We start from the raw sequence: 14,973 nt of genomic DNA on the forward strand, positions 1-14,973 counted from the left end.
GCATAAGATCCAATATGCGGTCAACTCATTGGGCCAATGTGGGAGGGCGAGATGGATTTTCACGTGAGCCTCAGCGGGCGCGGCGACCTGTCCGCCCGCATCTACCGGCAGCTCCTGGACGCCGTCCTCGACGGCCGCCTGCGCCCGGGGGAGCGCCTGCCCGCGACCCGGGAGCTGGCGCGGCGGCTCGACGTGTCGCGCAACACCGTGGCCGTCGCCTACGAGCGGCTGGCCGCCGAGGGAATTCTCGTCGGCCAGGTCGGGGCGGGCACCTTCGTGTGCACCGAGCCCCTCGCCGGGCCCCTCGCCGAAGTCCGTTCGAGGAACGCGCCCGCGGGCGGCGTACGTCCCCGCCGCCACTGGCGCCTTGAGACCGCACCGCCGGCCGAACCGGAAGGGGAACCGGTCTACGACTTCGGGGTGGGCGTTCCCGACGGGCAGCTGTTCCCGCTCGAAACGTGGCGCAGGCTTGTCACCCGCGAGTTGCGCCCGGCGCTGGCGCGCTCCGCCGGTTACGGCGACCCCTCAGGACACGCGGGACTGCGAGAGGCGATCGCCCGCCACGTCGGCCTCTCCCGCTCCGTTCGGGCGGGCGCCGACGACGTTCTCGTCACGCAGGGAGCCCAGCAGGCACTCGACCTGATCGGCCGCGTCATGATCGAGCCCGGCTGCCGCGTGGCCGTGGAGGAGCCCGGCTACCCTCCGGCCAGGCTGTTGTTCGAGTCGCTGGGCGCGCGGGTCGTCGGCGTCCCCGTCGACGAGGAGGGACTGGACGTGGCGGCCCTTCCCGACTCCGCCCGCCTCGTCTACGTCACACCGTCGCATCAGTTCCCCCTGGGGATGCCGATGTCCCTCGGCCGCCGCGCCGCGCTGCTCGAATGGGCCGGGCGGCGTGGGGCCGTGGTGATCGAGGACGACTACGACAGCGAGTTCCGTTTCGAGGACCGTCCGCTCGAACCGCTCCAGAGCCTCGACCGCGGCGGCCACGTCATCTACGTCGGCTCCTTCTCCAAGACGATGCTGCCGATGCTGAGGCTGGGCTTCCTGGTCGCCCCCGCCTCGCTCCAGCCCGCCCTGCGTGCCGCCAAGCGGCTCACCGACTGGTGCGGAGACCTTTCCAGCCAGGCGGCGCTGGCCGCTTTCATCGACGAGGGCCTGCTCGGGCGGCACGTCCGCAGGGCGACGCGCGAGTACGCGGCCCGCCGCGAGCGAATCGTCACCGTCCTGCGGCATGAGCTTCGCGACTGGCTGGAGCCGGTTCCCTCCGCCGCCGGCCTCCACCTCTGCGCCTATCTGACCCCGGCCGCCGGGACCGACACGGCTCCTGTGAGGGCGTACGCGCGAAAGGCGGGTATCGCGCTGCAGGACCTCGCCCCCTACTACGGCGAGACCTCCACGCGGGCGGGACTGCTGCTCGGGTACGGTTCGATCCCCACGGAGAGGGTCGAACCCGGTCTGAGACTGCTCGCGGAGAGCTTCCGCGAGACGCTGAGATCCCGGTGATCGGCGCAGGAGGACGTGGGGGGCACTGACACGGACCGCCGGATCCCGGCGCCGGGCGCCGGCCTCATCCGTCCGCGGCGTCCTCGGCCTGCCAGCGCAGCAGGTCTCCCGGCTGGCACTCCAGCACCTCGCAGAGCGCGGCGAGCGTCGTGAAGCGCACCGCCTTGGCGCGGCCGTTCTTGAGCACCGCCAGGTTGGCGGGTGTGATCCCGACGCGGTCCGCGAGCTCGCCCACGGACATCTTCCGTTTGGCCAGCATGACGTCGATGTCGACGGTGATCGGCATCAGATCACCTCCTCCAGTTCCGCCCGCATCCGGGCCGCCTCCACGTCGCGTGCGACGGCCTGGGCGAGCAGCATCCGCAGCACGAGCACGACGAGCGCCACCCCCAGGACCGCCGTGGCGGCCCCGCAGATCAGCAGGACCATGCCCGGGGGGACCGGGTCGCCCGGCGTCAGGACGACCGCGAGCGCGAACACCAGGAGGGCGGCCGCCGTGATCGCGCCGATCACGATGTGAACGTACCGGAAGGCGGCGTGGGAGAACACGGTTCCGCGTCGCACCATCGTCACCAGCCGCCACACGCAGACCAGGACGACCTGGATCGTGACGACGCCCAGGAAGACGATCACGAGGAGCGGGGCGCGCAGGTACGCGACGTCCGCGTCGAGCGCCTCCAGGTCGACGGCGAACAGCGGCACCATCACCGCCTGGACGAACACCGATCCGGCGAGCAACACCACGAGCACGGCGCGAAGCGCGAGCACCGTTAATCTTCCCATCGTCTCTCCTTCTATCGATCAACGATGTAAATATATCGATTTTCGATAGGCTCGGCAAGAAGTCGGGCTGCTCCGAGAGGTGGAGGGTCGGAATTTTGCATAGTCATGCGTCGTGATGCATACTCTTGTCTTATGTCCAAGGTTCTCACCTCCTTGCCCGCGGGCGAGCGCGTCGGCATCGCCTTCTCCGGCGGCCTCGACACCTCGGTCGCCGTCGCGTGGATGCGCGACAAGGGTGCCGTTCCGTGCACCTACACCGCCGACATCGGCCAGTACGACGAGCCCGACATCGCCTCGGTGCCCGGCCGCGCGCTGGCGTACGGCGCCGAGATCGCACGCCTGGTCGACTGCCGCGCGGCGCTGGTCGAGGAGGGCCTGGCCGCGCTCACCTGCGGCGCGTTCCACATCCGCTCGGCCGGACGTCCCTACTTCAACACCACGCCGCTCGGCCGCGCCGTCACCGGGACCCTGCTGGTCCGGGCGATGATCGACGACGACGTGCAGATCTGGGGCGACGGCTCGACGTTCAAGGGCAACGACATCGAGCGGTTCTACCGCTACGGCCTGCTCGCCAACCCCCACCTGCGCATCTACAAGCCCTGGCTGGACGCCGACTTCGTCTCCGAGCTCGGCGGCCGCAAGGAGATGTCGGAGTGGCTGCTCGCCCACGGCCTGCCCTACCGTGACAGCACCGAGAAGGCATACTCGACCGACGCCAACATCTGGGGCGCCACCCACGAGGCCAAGACCCTGGAGCACCTCGACACCGGCATCGAGACCGTGAACCCGATCATGGGCGTGCGATTCTGGGATCCCGAGGTCGAGATCGCCCCCGAGGTCGTGACCATCGGCTTCGAGCAGGGCCGCCCGGTGACGATCAACGGCAAGGAGTTCGCCACCCCCGTCGACCTGGTGATGGAGGCGAACACGATCGGCGGGCGGCACGGCATGGGCATGTCCGACCAGATCGAGAACCGGGTGATCGAGGCCAAGAGCCGGGGCATCTACGAGGCGCCGGGGATGGCGTTGCTGCACGCGGCGTACGAGCGGCTGGTCAACGCGATCCACAACGAGGACACCCTGGCGAGCTACCACAACGAGGGACGGCGGCTCGGCCGGCTGATGTACGAGGGCCGCTGGCTCGACCCGCAGGCGCTGATGCTGCGAGAGTCGCTGCAGCGCTGGGTCGGCACGGCGATCACCGGAGAGGTGACGCTGCGGCTGCGCCGCGGTGAGGACTACTCGATCCTGGACACCTCGGGACCGGCCTTCAGCTACCACCCGGACAAGCTGTCGATGGAGCGCACCGAGGACTCGGCGTTCGGCCCGGTTGACCGGATCGGCCAGCTCACCATGCGCAACCTCGACATCGCCGACTCGCGCGCCAAGCTGGAGCAGTACGCCGGCCTCGGCATGGTCGGCACCACCCATCCCGCGCTCATCGGCGCCGCCCAGGCGGCCTCGACCGGGCTGATCGGCGCGATGCCACGCGGAGGCGCGGAGGCCATCGCCTCACGCGGCGAGGTCTCCGGCGACGACGAGATGCTCGACCGCGCCGCGATGGAGTTCGGCACCGACTGACGGAGATGACGTAGGTGAGCACCTCCCGCCGAGGTCTCACGGAGTCCGTGTCGAGGCGCGGATCGCCACGCCCGGGCAGGTCGGCGAGCCCGGCGAGCCCGGTGAGGCCGTCGCGGCGGTCGCGTTCCCTATCGTTCAGGAGGCGTTGAGCAACTGGGGGATGATCGAGCCGGTCGGGAAACGGACGGCGGCGACCGCGCCGCGCTCGTCGGCGACGTCGACATGGGGAGTGGCGTGATGAGCCGGAAGTACAGGGTGTGGCGGTGGCTGCCGGTCGTCGTCGCGGGGCTGGTCGTGGCCGCGGTGGCGGGCACCGCGCTCGCCTTCCCTTCGCTCGCGGCCACGACCTGCCCGACCTGTTACGGGATGAGACAGGTCAGGCCGGGCCTGTACGTGGAGTCCGGCCTGACGGCGGACAGGGAGCGGCAGGTGGTGGAGGTGATCGACGCGGCCGACCGGCGGGTGGCGGACTTCTACGGCGGGCGCCGGAGCTCTCCCGACATCCTGGCCTGCCTCACCGCCTCGTGCTACCGCAGAATCGGCGGCGGTGGGGAACGCGGGATCGCCGTGCTGAACCGTGCGATCATGCTGTCGCCGGGCGGTGTCAACCCGGTGATCGCCTCACACGAGATGTCGCACGTCGAGGTGCACGCCCGCCTCGGGTCCGGTGCGGCGCCGCTCCCGCAGTGGTTCGACGAGGGACTGGCCGTCGTGGTCTCCGACGACCTCCGCTACTTGAAGCCCGACACGGCCGGTGACCGCTGCCGGGTTCCTGAGGGGGAGGCGCCGCCTCGGACGCTCGATGAGTGGCTGCGCACGGCGAAAGCCGACCCGGACGCGTACGCCAAGGCCGCGTGCCGGGTGAGCCGGTGGCTCCGGGTGAACGGCGGCCCCGGAGCCGTCCTCGAACTGATCGAGCAGGTGGCCGGCGGCGGTGAACCGCCCGCCTCTCTGCGGGCCGCGTCGCGCGAAGCTCCTTCGTGACGGCGTTCGTGACGGTGTTCATAGCCGGGGGGCGTGCCGTCCGCCATCTCCGGCGAACCACGTGCGGCTCAGCACCCGGGTGACATCTCGCGATCGGGTGCCGCGTCGGGAAGTGGAGGCGCATCAAGTGCTTCGCGTTCCTCGCGTCCGGACGGGGTGCGGTAGTCGCGCAGGGGGCGGTTGACCAGGCCGACGGCGACGACGCAGAGGGCGGCCGCGAGGCCGCCCGCGACGAGCGCGACGGGGGCGGAGGTGAGGGAGGCGAGAAGTCCTCCGCGGAAGTTGCCGGCCTCCGGGCCGGCGACGCCGATGACGTGCTCGACCGAGGAGACCCGCCCGCGGTAACGGTCGGGTGTCTCGAGCTGGACCAGTGCGCTGCGGGTGACCACGGCGACGGTGTCGGCCGCACCGGCGATCACGAGGCAGCCGAGGGCGAGCCAGAGCGGCCCCGCCAGGCCGAAGCCGGCCAGGGCGAGACCCCAGAGTGTGGCCGCGACGAGCTGGACGAGGCCACCGCGACGCAGTCGGGTGACAGTTCCGGACAGCAGGCCCGCACCGAGCCCGCCGACCGCGATCGCGGACAGGAAGAGCCCCAGCGTCCGGGGGTCGCCCTCGAAGCGGATCTCGTTGATCAGAGGGAAGAGCGCGATCGGCATGGCGAGGACCGTGGCGGCGAGGTCGGTGGCGAAGGCGCCCCACAGGGTGGGGCGCCGCAGGATGATCCGCCGGCCTCCGTCGGCAGGACCGCGCCGCCGGGGCGCGCCGTCGGCGGGCGGCCGCTCGTCGCCGGTGCGTGAGACGGCCATCGCGGGCAGCCGCATCACGGCGATCAGCGACGCGACGCCGGCGAGGGCCTGGATCGCGTACGCGGCGGGATAGTGCCACCGGGCGAGTACGAGGCCGGCGAGGGCCGGTCCGGCGAGCATGGAGGCCTGGAAGGCGACGTTCTGCAGGGCGAGCCCGGCGGCGACCTGGTCTGCGGGGAGCAATCGGACGGGGAAGGTGCGCTTCGCCGGGGCTCCGAGCGCCGCGCAGCCGGACTGCGCGGCGATCAGGGCGAGCAGCAGCGGGACGGAGCGGTTGCCCGCGGCGGCCTGCGCCACGAGGCCCACGGCCATCAGGACCTGGCCCGCGGTGGTGGCGCGGACGAGGTTCCTGCGGTCGACGGCGTCGGCGAGCGATCCGCCGACCAGTCCGAGCACGAGGAGGGGTACGGCTGTGGCGAGGCCGATGGCGCCGGTCCAGAGCGGGCTGCGGGTGAGGTCCCAGACCTGCAGGAGGACGGCGACCCCGGCGACCTGCTGACCGAGCGAGGCGAGGGAGGATCCGATCCACAGGTCGCGGAAAGGCCGGCTGGTGCGCAGGGGACGGACGTCGATCAGCTGTTCGCGCCAGGTCACGGGGACGGCTCCGCCGGGGCGGCGGACGGCTCGTCGAGGTGGGCGAGGATCCGGTCTCGCATGGGCCGCCGTGCCAGGGCGCGCTCCAGCTCGGCGACGACGGCGCTGAGCGCGTGCGGGACCTCGTCGTCGAGCTCGGCGACGGCGGCCTCGGTCGCGCGCCACTCGGCCTCGAGGAAGGGGATGAGGGCGCGGCCGCGGCCGGTCAGGGTGATGCGGCGTGTGCGGGCGTCGGTGCCGAGCTCGGAGTCGACCAGCCCTTCGCGTCGCATCGCCGTGATCGTCTGGCTCATCGCCGAGTGCGAGCGGCCCAGTGAGTCCGCGAGTTCACGGATCGTCAGCGGGCCGGTGTGCGCGAGGCGGATCAGCGGATAGGCGAACCTGGGGCGCACTCCCTCGATGCCCCGCTCGGCGTACACGGTTTCGATCTGGGCGTCCAGGGTGGCCAGCATGGCGTGGACCGCGTCCCATCGTCCGGGGGAGGCGGTGGGGTCAAAAGATGTCATAGCACTAATATAACAGTGCTCATATAAAGCGGCGCAAGGTGAGCCGGAAGGCACAGCCGCCGGCCGGAGGGGGAGGATCCAGCGTGAGGTCGCCGCCGTGGGCCAGGGCGATCTGCCTGGCGATCGGCAGGCCGAGACCGGTGCCGGGGACGTCGCGCCGGCCACGCCAGAAGCGCTGGAAGACGTGTTCCCGTTCGTCGGCGGGAATGCCGGGGCCGTGGTCGGTCACGACCAGCGTCGCCTCGGTGTCGCCGACCTCGACGTCGATCTCCACCCGCGAGCCGGCCGGGGCGTATCTGATCGCGTTGTCGACGAGGTTGGAGATCGCGCGGTTCACGGTGGGCTCGTCGACGGAGCACACGGCGCTGGGCGGGCCGGTGACCGACAGGCCGATCTTTTTGCCTGCCGCCAGCACGCCGGCGTGTTCGACGACGCCGCGTACCAGGGCCATCAGGTCGGCCGGTCGCCGGTCGACGGCGCGGGCCCGCGCGCGGGCGTCAACCAGCAGGTGGTCGATCGTCGTCTGGAGCCGCTCGGACGCCGCTCGCGAGCGTTCCAGCCCTCGCCGGTAGATCTCGACGGTGGGCGCGGGGTGGTCGAGGAGCACCTCGGCGTTGGTCATCAGCACCGACAGCGGTACGCGCAGCTCGTGGCTGGTCTCGTCGATCAGCCGCCACTGCGTGGCGGCGGCCTGCTCCAGCCGGTCGAGCATGGCGTCGAAGGCGGCGGCCAGGGCCATCACCTCGGCCGGCCCGCGTTCCAGGGCGATACGCCGGCTCAGGTCCGTTCCGCCGATGTCGTCGGCCGCCGCGCGGACCCGCTCGATCGGGGCCGTCGCCCGGCCCGCCCACCACCAGGCCAGCGCGGCGGCGGCCGGGGCGAGCGCGAGGATGGTCCAACTGACCCACGCGGACCGGTGCACCGAGGTGCTCCGGACGCTTGTCGCGCCGTCGAGCGTCTGGAAGGTCGTCTCGGTGTCGGTCACGAGGATCACGCCGAACAGCAGCAGAACCGGGAGGTAGATCGCGAGGAATCCGAGCACGGCGAGGCGCGCGCGCAGTGACCGCCAGGGACGGATCATGAGGGGGGCCTCTTCAGCCGGTAGCCGACATTGGTGATCGTGAAGATCAGGGCGGGCTCGCCGAGCTTCCTGCGCAGTCGGCTGAGGATGACCCGCACCGAGGCGGTGAAGGGGTTGGCGTGGGCGTCCCACACGTGCTCCAGCAGGTCCTCGGCCGAGAGCGTCACGCCGGGATGGTGCATGAAATAGCGCAGCAGCGCGTACTCGCGCGAGGTGAGATCGAGTTCGACGCCGGACCGCCAGACCCGGTGAGCGGTGAGGTCGAGGGTGAGCTCGCCCACCCGCAGGATCGATCCGTGCTCGTCGGCGCGCCGGCCCAGCGCCCGCAACCGGGCGACGAGCTCGGTGAAGTGGAACGGCTTGACGAGATAGTCGTCGGCGCCGGCGTCCAGCCCGGCCACCCGGTCGGCGACGGCGTCGCGGGCGGTCAGCACGAGCGTGCGCCGGGGCCGGTGCAGGTCGGGATCGCCGGCGAGCCGGCGCACCAGGTCGAGCCCGTCGCCGTCGGGCAGCGAGAGGTCGAAGCAGGCCACGTCGTAGGCCGTGGTCCGCAGCGCCTCCTCCGCCTCACGGTAGGTCGCCGCAAGGTCGACCGCGTACGACTCGTTGCGCAGGCCGAGGGCGACCACCTCGGCCAGATCGGGGTCGTCCTCGACGAGGAGGATACGCACGGCGCGTCAGTCGGTCCGTCGTGCGGACGTCGTCCCGTCCGCCCGGGAGACGAGCAGCTGCCGGTCCCTGAAGGAGAGGCTCACCCGCGGCCCGGTGCCGGCCGGGTCGTCGGGACGGTAGCGGCCGTCTCCGGAGGCGACGAAGGTCAGTTCCGGGGCCTTCGTGGGAACCTCGGCCGCCTCGATACCCCCCTGTTCGTTGACGGAGTACCAGCCGAGGACCGGTCGCGTTCCGGCGGTGAGGGTGACGTAGGTGCGCACCTGGCCGCCGCCGGTCACCGTGCCGGCAGGTGTGACGGCGCCGAGGGGCCCGAAGGCGGCCTCAAGGGACGCGCGTTCCTTGCGGCCCTCCTGCGTCTTACCGGCCAGCAGCGCCAGCACGCGCTCGTCGTGCCCGCGCGGATCGCCCGCGGTGGGATCGCGGGGCGGGAACAGCGCCGCGACCGCGTCGGGGCCGGTGGCCGAGACCGTCAGCCCGCCGTCGGAGGTGCTCACGTCGAGGGAGCCTCCCGTCTTCAGTTCGTACGACCCGACGATAGCGGCGAGATCGCCGACGCCGCGGGCCGCCGCGGTGGGGGTGGGCAGCGGGCCGCCGGTGAGCAGCGCCGGCCCCACCACCCGCAGCAGGTCCTCGGCGCTCACCTCCGGTTTGTTCGCCGATATCGCGACCACCCGCTCCTGCCCGGGGATCCACGCGACGGCGGTGTTGTGGCCGACGTCGCCGCCGCCCCCCGCGGTGCTCAGGAACGGCTCGCCGAACAGCGACCCGTCGAACGCCACCCACCCCGGGGTCTCGGACCTGCCGCCGCCCAGATCGTGCCCCGGCCTGCCGATGATCTCGGCCGATTCGCGGGAGAGCAGCCCTCCGGTGAACAGCGCGTGCGTCCAGGTCGCCAGATCCCGCATGGTCATCGCGAGGCCGCCGTTGCCTTCCACCGCCCAGTACGGCCCGTCGAAGCCGCCTGAGCGGCCGATCGTGCCGTTGTCGAGCCGCCCGACGGCCCGAGGCCCCGTCACGGCCGGCTCGCCCTCCCAGAATCCTCCCGCGACCCGGCCGCCGGGCAGTCGCAGGACCCTCTCGGCCAGGTAGGCGCGAAAACTCCTGCCCGACGCCTTCTCGACGATGAGCGCGAGCAAGGTGTAGCCGGCGTTGGAGTACAGGTAGCCGCGGCCGGGCTTGAAGGCCGGTTTCAACGCGCCGATCGCCGCCACTGCGGCGTCCCGGTCGAGCGGCTCGTAGTCACCGTGACCGTGTGAGCCGTTGAGCCCGCCGGTGTGCAGCAGCAACTGCCTCACCGTCGCCTTGGCCGCGGCGCCGCCCAGCTCGGGAAGGATCTTCCCCGCCCGGTCGTCGAGCGCGAGCCTTCCCTCCTCGACCAGGGCGAACACCGCCGCCGCGGTGAACGCCTTGGTGACCGATCCGATGCTGAACACCGTCTGCGGAGTGTTCGGCCTTCCCGTGGCGTCGTCCGCGGTGCCGTAGGCGGCGAGGCAGGTGGCCCTGCCGCCTTCGAGGATCGCGATCGATCCGCTGAACCCCGCGTCGGCCCACGCGCCGAACGCCACCTCCAGTCGGTGGTCGCACCGGGTGGCGCCGGACTCGGTGGCCCGCGGCGGTCGCGGGCCACCGGGACCGGCGCCGCACGCCGCCAGGGTCGCCGCCATCAAGACGGCCGTGATCGCTGGAAGAGTCTTTCGCATGGGAGCGAAGTTAGGCTCCGCCCTGCAAACCTGACGTGAACGACTCCGCGTCCCCGGGCGATCCGCTCGCTTCGACGGCGCGCCTGGTTCTACCGGGTCAGCTCGCGAGCCGGGTGCCGTCCTCGTCGAGGAGAACGGGGGCGCCGGTCGCGGCGGAGAGGTTCGCCGAGATCCCGACCATCACGCCGGCGACGCCCGCGAGGTGCCCCGCCTGGCGGCCCAGCGGATCCTCGCCCGCGCCGCGGAAGACGTCGTTCAGCATGAGGGCGTCGCCGCCGCCGTGGCCGCCCGCGCCCGAGGGGATGGCGACCTCCTCCGGTTCGCTCCAGTGCCGGTGCAGGACGAGCCGTTCGAAGGCGCCGGGGGCGTGGGCCTTGTCGGCGGCGGTCGGGTCGATCGCGGCGCGCGGCGGGGTCCAGGCGCGTTCGACGACCTCCAGCTCCAGCCGTCCCGCGGTGCCGTTGAAGGCCACCCGGTAGCCCTCGAAGGGGCCGTGGGCGTTGAGTGAGTAGGTGAGCGTCGCCCCGCGCGAGTAGCCGACGAGGACGGCCATGTTGTCGTCGATGCTCACGCCCTCGCCGAACACGTCCTGGTCGCGGATGTAGCCGTCCTCGTGCTCTGCGTCCAGGTACAGGCGCTTGAGCCGGGGATCGGCGGAGATGTCGAGGAGGTAGGGGTCGGTGCCGAGTTCCGGTGCGCCGTGAGCGCGTTGTGGCCGGTCGCGCAGGCCACGGGCGCGGGCGTTGGCGGCTCCGTAGAAGCGCAGCGCCGACCGGGCGTAGACGGAGCGGGCGGTGTCGGCCAGCCACCAGTTGACCAGGTCGAAGTGGTGGGTGGACTTGTGCACCAGCAGCCCGCCTGAGCTGGACCTGTCGCGGTGCCAGCGGCGGAAGTAGTCGGCTCCGTGGATGGTGTCGAGCACCCACTCGAAGTGCACGGAGGCGACGTCGCCGATCGCTCCGTCGGCGATCAGCCGGCGGACGGCGCTGTTGCGCGGCGAGTAGCGGTAGTTGAAGGTGACGACGAGCCGGCCGGTGCTGCGCTCGGCGGCCTCGACGATGGCCGCGCAGTCCTCGGCGGTGGTGCACAGCGGCTTCTCCACGATGACGTCCTTGCCCGCCTCCAGCGCGGCGACGACGTAACGGGCGTGGGCGGCGTCGACGGTGGCGACCACGACGGCGTCGGCGAGCTGGAGCAACTTGCCGAACTCGTGCGGCGCGAAGCTCGGGACGTCGCGTCCGATCCGGTCGAGGTAGTAGCCGATCCGGGTCCGGTTGACGTCGCAGAGGGCGGCGATCTCGCCGGTGTCGCCCCACTCGCCGAGCAGCGCGTCGATGTACAGCTGCACCCGGTGGCCGAGTCCGACGAAGGCGTATCGCATCAGGAACTCCATCAGGGGACGGGAAAGTGGCAGGTGTGCCGTACGGCTCGGCGCGAGCCGTACGGCACACGTCAGGGGAGGCCGGTCACTGGGAGATGGCGGCGTTGGCCTCGTTGAGGAAGGACTTCACCGCGTCGTCCGCGGAGGCCTTGCCGAACAGCACCGAGTCGCTGGCGCGCTTGAGGATGTCCTCCATCTCCATCGCGCCCTTCGGCGGGATCACGATCGGGCTCAGCTCACTCCTGATCGAGTCGATGAAGGCGAGCACCTTCTGGTCGGTCGGGGTGAGCTTGTCCTTGACGGCGTCGACGACCTTGGCGTTGGTCGGCAGGCCGCGGTCACTGAGCAGGATGGCGCCGGCCTCGGGGTCGTTGACGAGGAATTCGACGAACTTCTGCGCGGCCTCGGCCTGCTCGGTCTTCGACGAGATCGTGTAGTACATCGCCGGCTGCAGGAACATGCCGGCGGTGGTCGCGCCCTCGGCCTTGGGCATCCGCAGCAGGTCGAGTTCCTGGCCGGAGCCCTTGTTCAGCGCGGTGAGCTGGTTGCTCCACCAGCTGCCGAACGCGCTCGCGTTCGTGGCGAGCAGTGCCTGGTCGACCTTGGTGCCGGTCTCCAGCATCTGGGCGGCGCCGGGACCGGCCTTGGTGGAGACGATCTTCTGCAGCAGGGCCCACCAGTCCTTGATGGTCTGCTCCGACATGCCGATCTTGCCGTCCTTGTAGAACTGCTCCCCGCGCTGGGCGGCGAACAGCTGCAGGAAGGCGGGGTTCACGTTCCACTCGGTGCCCCAGATCTTGCCGTCGCCCTTCTCGGTCACCTTCTGGGAGATCGAGATGTAGTCGTCCCAGGTCCAGGTCGTGTCGTCGGGGACCTTCTCGCCCGCCTTCTCCACCGTCGCCCTGTTGACGATGATCGGGAAGGTGTTGACGCCGGTGGGGACGGCGTACTGCTTGCCGTCGATCTGACCGGCCTTGAGCACCTCCTGGTCGAGGTCGGCGGTGTTCAGCTTGCCGGTGAGGTCGGCGAGGGTGGCGCGGCCCGCGTACTCGGCGAGGCCGCGGATCTCGATGGACATGACGTCGGGGGCGTCGCCGGCCGCGGTCTTGGTGGCCAGTTTCTCGTAGTAGCTGTCCCAGTCGGAGAAGTCGCCTTCGATGTCGATCGTCGGGTTCTTCTTCTCGAAAGCGGCGATGGCCGACTCGGTCAGCTTCTGCCGGGCGTCGCTGCCCCAGTACGAGAAGACGACCTTCGTCTTCCCGCCGGAATCACCGCTGTCGTCGCTGCCGCAGGCGGTTGCCGACACGGCGAGCAGGGTGATGGCGGTGGCCGCCAGGATGCGCTTCATCGGGATACCTCCGGGGGGTGGGGGATGGGGAGGGTTATTTGAGACCGGTGGTCGCCATACCGCGGATGAGATACTTCTGGCCCGCCAGGAAGAATCCGAAGATCGGGCCGAGCGAGATGATCGACATCGCGAACAGCGGCCCCCAGGAGGACTCGCCGCTGGAGTCCATGAACTGCCGGAGCGCGACGGGAACGGTGAGGTTGTCGGAGTTGGTCAGGTAGAGGTTCTGGGTGAAGAAGTCGTTCCACGTCCAGATGAAGGTGAAGATCGCGGTGGTCGCGAGCGCCGGGACGCACAACGGCATGATCACCCGGGTGAACGTGCGCCACTGGCCCGCGCCGTCGATCGCCGCCGCCTCGTCCAGCTCCCGGGGAAGGGTGCGGATGAACTGCACCATCAGGAAGATGAAGAACGCGTCGGTCGCGAGGAACTTCGGCGCGACGATCGGCCAGATCGTGTTGATCCAGTCGATCTTGGCGAACACGATGTACTGCGGGACGACCGTGACGTGGTGCGGCAGCATGATCGAGCCGAGCATGATCGCGAACCACATCTTCTTCAGCGGGAACTCCAGCCGGGCGAAGGCGTAGGCCGCGAGCGAGCAGGCGGCCAGGTTGCCGATCACCGCCAGGGCGGTGAGGACCGCCGAGTTCCACAGGTAGTAGCCGAAGGAGTGCTTGAGTGCGCCCCAGCCCTCGGTGTAGTTCTCGGCCGTCACCGCGGTCGGCATCAGCCCCGGCTCCCGGAAGATCAGCTCCTCGGGCTTGAACGAGCTGGAGACCATCCAGAGCAGCGGATAGAGCATGAGCAGCCCGGCGGCGATGAGCAGCAGGTGCCTGACCAGGCGCGGGGCGGGCCGGAAGAGGGCCGGTACGCGCTTACTTGTCGTCGCCATAGAAAACCCAGAATCGAGACATGAGGAAGTTGACGGCGGTCAGCGCGGCGATGATGAGCAGCAGCACCCAGGCCATGCCGGCCGCGTAACCCATTTCGTAGTTCTTGAAGCCCTTGATGTAGAGGTAGAGCGTGTAGAACAGGGTCGAGTCGACCGGTCCGCCGTTGCCGCCGCTCACGATGAACGACTGGGTGAAGGACTGGAACGACTTGATCACCTCCAGCACCAGGTTGAAGAAGATGATCGGGGTGAGCAGCGGCAGGGTGATCGAGCGGAACTTCCGCCACCTGCCGGCGCCGTCGACCGCGGCCGCCTCGTACAGGCTCTGCGGGATCTGGCGAAGCCCGGCCAGGAAGATGACCATCGGGGCGCCGAACGTCCAGACGTGCAGGATGATCAGCGTCCACAGCGCGGTGTCGGGGCTGGTCACCCAGCCGTGGCCCTCGTAGCCGAACAGGCCGAGGAACGAGTTGACGATGCCGTCGGTCCCGAAGATCTTCCGCCAGAGAATCGAGATCGCCACGCTGCCCCCGAGCAGCGACGGCAGGTAGAAGATCGAGCGGTAGAACGGCAGGCCGCGCAGGCCCCTGTCCAGCACGAGCGCGAGTGCCAGGGCGAAGGCGAGCTGCAGCGGGACGGAGACCACCACATAGGTGGTCGTCACCTGCAGCGAGGCCATGAATCGGTCGTCCTGGACGAACATCTTCTCGTAGTTGTCCAGGCCCACCCAGTGGGCTTCGCTCAGCAGGCTGTAGTCGGTGAACGACAGGTAGAGCGAGGCGATCATCGGACCGAGCGTGATCGCGAACAGGCCGATGAACCAAGGGGCCAGGAACAGATAGGCGGCCAGCGCCTGCGATCGGCCGCGGGAGCTCTTGAGACGCCCTGGGCGGGGGGCACCCGCCTTTTCCCGGGGTGCGACCGGTATCTCGGCCGTCCCCGCCGGTGCGGGACTCAGCGTCATCACTGGCCCTTCGGGGAGTTGGTGAATGGGATGCGCTTTTCCTATAGCGTCACGAACTAATACGTCAACCCTTTGCAGTGAGCTGGATCACGAATCGTAACGTTAGCTTTTAGTATTACCGCAGGTCAGACGAGGTATTCCCTGTCGGGTTCCGAATGGAAAAATCTCGCACGGA

14 protein-coding genes are annotated in these 14,973 nt (G+C 70.3%); 3 read left to right on the forward strand and 11 right to left on the reverse strand.

The window, feature by feature from the left end:
• Positions 1-51 precede the first annotated feature (51 nt).
• Positions 52-1,503: a PLP-dependent aminotransferase family protein gene (locus ACFY3V_RS30425; protein WP_362901008.1), complete on the forward strand. Its 1,452-nt coding sequence runs from the start codon at positions 52-54 to the stop codon at positions 1,501-1,503.
• 64 nt (positions 1,504-1,567) lie between these two features.
• On the opposite strand, the gene ACFY3V_RS30430 is transcribed toward ACFY3V_RS30425, so the two are convergent.
• Positions 1,568-1,789 (reverse strand): helix-turn-helix transcriptional regulator, encoded by a 222-nt coding sequence (locus tag ACFY3V_RS30430; protein WP_350946189.1) that lies wholly within the window; start codon positions 1,787-1,789, stop codon positions 1,568-1,570.
• Positions 1,789-2,286 (reverse strand): DUF2975 domain-containing protein, encoded by a 498-nt coding sequence (locus ACFY3V_RS30435; RefSeq protein WP_362901006.1) that lies wholly within the window; start codon positions 2,284-2,286, stop codon positions 1,789-1,791. Before ACFY3V_RS30435 ends, ACFY3V_RS30430 begins: the two co-directional genes overlap by 1 nt.
• 132 nt (positions 2,287-2,418) lie before the next feature.
• Between ACFY3V_RS30435 and argG the strand changes: the two genes are divergently transcribed.
• The gene (gene argG / locus ACFY3V_RS30440; protein ID WP_362901004.1) at positions 2,419-3,867 is read left to right on the forward strand and encodes an argininosuccinate synthase; all 1,449 of its coding nucleotides are present in this window, start codon (positions 2,419-2,421) and stop codon (positions 3,865-3,867) included.
• Between the two features lie 237 nt (positions 3,868-4,104).
• Positions 4,105-4,851, forward strand: coding sequence for a hypothetical protein (locus tag ACFY3V_RS30445; RefSeq protein WP_362901002.1), 747 nt, complete (start codon positions 4,105-4,107; stop codon positions 4,849-4,851).
• Between the two features lie 68 nt (positions 4,852-4,919).
• Here ACFY3V_RS30445 and ACFY3V_RS30450 read toward each other — a convergent pair whose 3' ends face one another.
• From ACFY3V_RS30450 to ACFY3V_RS30490, 9 genes are all read right to left on the reverse strand, one after another.
• A complete protein-coding gene (locus ACFY3V_RS30450) occupies positions 4,920-6,251 on the reverse strand; it encodes an MFS transporter (RefSeq protein ID WP_389778261.1) in 1,332 nt (443 codons plus the stop codon).
• On the reverse strand, positions 6,248-6,757 hold the full coding sequence (locus ACFY3V_RS30455; RefSeq protein ID WP_362900998.1) for a MarR family transcriptional regulator: 510 nt from the start codon (positions 6,755-6,757) through the stop codon (positions 6,248-6,250). Before ACFY3V_RS30455 ends, ACFY3V_RS30450 begins: the two co-directional genes overlap by 4 nt.
• Positions 6,758-6,776: 19 nt before the next feature.
• The gene (locus ACFY3V_RS30460; RefSeq protein ID WP_389778264.1) at positions 6,777-7,838 is read right to left on the reverse strand and encodes an ATP-binding protein; all 1,062 of its coding nucleotides are present in this window, start codon (positions 7,836-7,838) and stop codon (positions 6,777-6,779) included.
• Positions 7,835-8,509 carry a response regulator transcription factor gene (locus ACFY3V_RS30465; protein WP_362900994.1) on the reverse strand — a complete coding sequence of 225 codons (675 nt, stop codon included), beginning with the start codon at positions 8,507-8,509 and terminating at the stop codon, positions 7,835-7,837. The genes ACFY3V_RS30460 and ACFY3V_RS30465 overlap by 4 nt, the downstream gene beginning before the upstream one ends.
• Positions 8,510-8,515: 6 nt before the next feature.
• Positions 8,516-10,210: a serine hydrolase domain-containing protein gene (locus ACFY3V_RS30470; protein ID WP_389778267.1), complete on the reverse strand. Its 1,695-nt coding sequence runs from the start codon at positions 10,208-10,210 to the stop codon at positions 8,516-8,518.
• A gap of 97 nt (positions 10,211-10,307) precedes the next feature.
• Positions 10,308-11,603 (reverse strand): Gfo/Idh/MocA family oxidoreductase, encoded by a 1,296-nt coding sequence (locus ACFY3V_RS30475; RefSeq protein ID WP_362900990.1) that lies wholly within the window; start codon positions 11,601-11,603, stop codon positions 10,308-10,310.
• Between the two features lie 73 nt (positions 11,604-11,676).
• Entirely contained in the window at positions 11,677-12,939 is a 1,263-nt protein-coding gene (locus ACFY3V_RS30480; protein ID WP_362900988.1) for an extracellular solute-binding protein, read from the reverse strand.
• Positions 12,940-12,973: 34 nt separating this feature from the next.
• A complete protein-coding gene (locus ACFY3V_RS30485; protein ID WP_350946173.1) occupies positions 12,974-13,834 on the reverse strand; it encodes a carbohydrate ABC transporter permease in 861 nt (286 codons plus the stop codon).
• Complete coding sequence (locus ACFY3V_RS30490) at positions 13,818-14,798, reverse strand: sugar ABC transporter permease (RefSeq protein ID WP_362900985.1); 981 nt, start codon at positions 14,796-14,798, stop codon at positions 13,818-13,820. The genes ACFY3V_RS30485 and ACFY3V_RS30490 overlap by 17 nt, the downstream gene beginning before the upstream one ends.
• Positions 14,799-14,973: the final 175 nt, after the last annotated feature.

This window comes from Streptosporangium sp. NPDC000095, from assembly GCF_042899335.1.
Lineage (GTDB): Bacteria > Actinomycetota > Actinomycetes > Streptosporangiales > Streptosporangiaceae > Streptosporangium.

What these genes read in the sequence shown, in the direction of transcription:
- ACFY3V_RS30470 (WP_389778267.1), bottom strand. Translation starts at nt 10,210, where the DNA reads ATGCGAAAGACTCTTCCAGCGATCACGGCCGTCTTGATGGCGGCGACC.
- ACFY3V_RS30480 (WP_362900988.1), bottom strand. Translation starts at nt 12,939, where the DNA reads ATGAAGCGCATCCTGGCGGCCACCGCCATCACCCTGCTCGCCGTGTCG.
- ACFY3V_RS30435 (WP_362901006.1), bottom strand. Translation starts at nt 2,286, where the DNA reads ATGGGAAGATTAACGGTGCTCGCGCTTCGCGCCGTGCTCGTGGTGTTG.
- ACFY3V_RS30475 (WP_362900990.1), bottom strand. Translation starts at nt 11,603, where the DNA reads ATGGAGTTCCTGATGCGATACGCCTTCGTCGGACTCGGCCACCGGGTG.
- ACFY3V_RS30490 (WP_362900985.1), bottom strand. Translation starts at nt 14,798, where the DNA reads ATGACGCTGAGTCCCGCACCGGCGGGGACGGCCGAGATACCGGTCGCA.
- ACFY3V_RS30460 (WP_389778264.1), bottom strand. Translation starts at nt 7,838, where the DNA reads ATGATCCGTCCCTGGCGGTCACTGCGCGCGCGCCTCGCCGTGCTCGGA.
- ACFY3V_RS30425 (WP_362901008.1), top strand. Translation starts at nt 52, where the DNA reads ATGGATTTTCACGTGAGCCTCAGCGGGCGCGGCGACCTGTCCGCCCGC.
- ACFY3V_RS30485 (WP_350946173.1), bottom strand. Translation starts at nt 13,834, where the DNA reads ATGGCGACGACAAGTAAGCGCGTACCGGCCCTCTTCCGGCCCGCCCCG.
- ACFY3V_RS30445 (WP_362901002.1), top strand. Translation starts at nt 4,105, where the DNA reads ATGAGCCGGAAGTACAGGGTGTGGCGGTGGCTGCCGGTCGTCGTCGCG.
- ACFY3V_RS30430 (WP_350946189.1), bottom strand. Translation starts at nt 1,789, where the DNA reads ATGCCGATCACCGTCGACATCGACGTCATGCTGGCCAAACGGAAGATG.
- argG (WP_362901004.1), top strand. Translation starts at nt 2,419, where the DNA reads ATGTCCAAGGTTCTCACCTCCTTGCCCGCGGGCGAGCGCGTCGGCATC.
- ACFY3V_RS30455 (WP_362900998.1), bottom strand. Translation starts at nt 6,757, where the DNA reads ATGACATCTTTTGACCCCACCGCCTCCCCCGGACGATGGGACGCGGTC.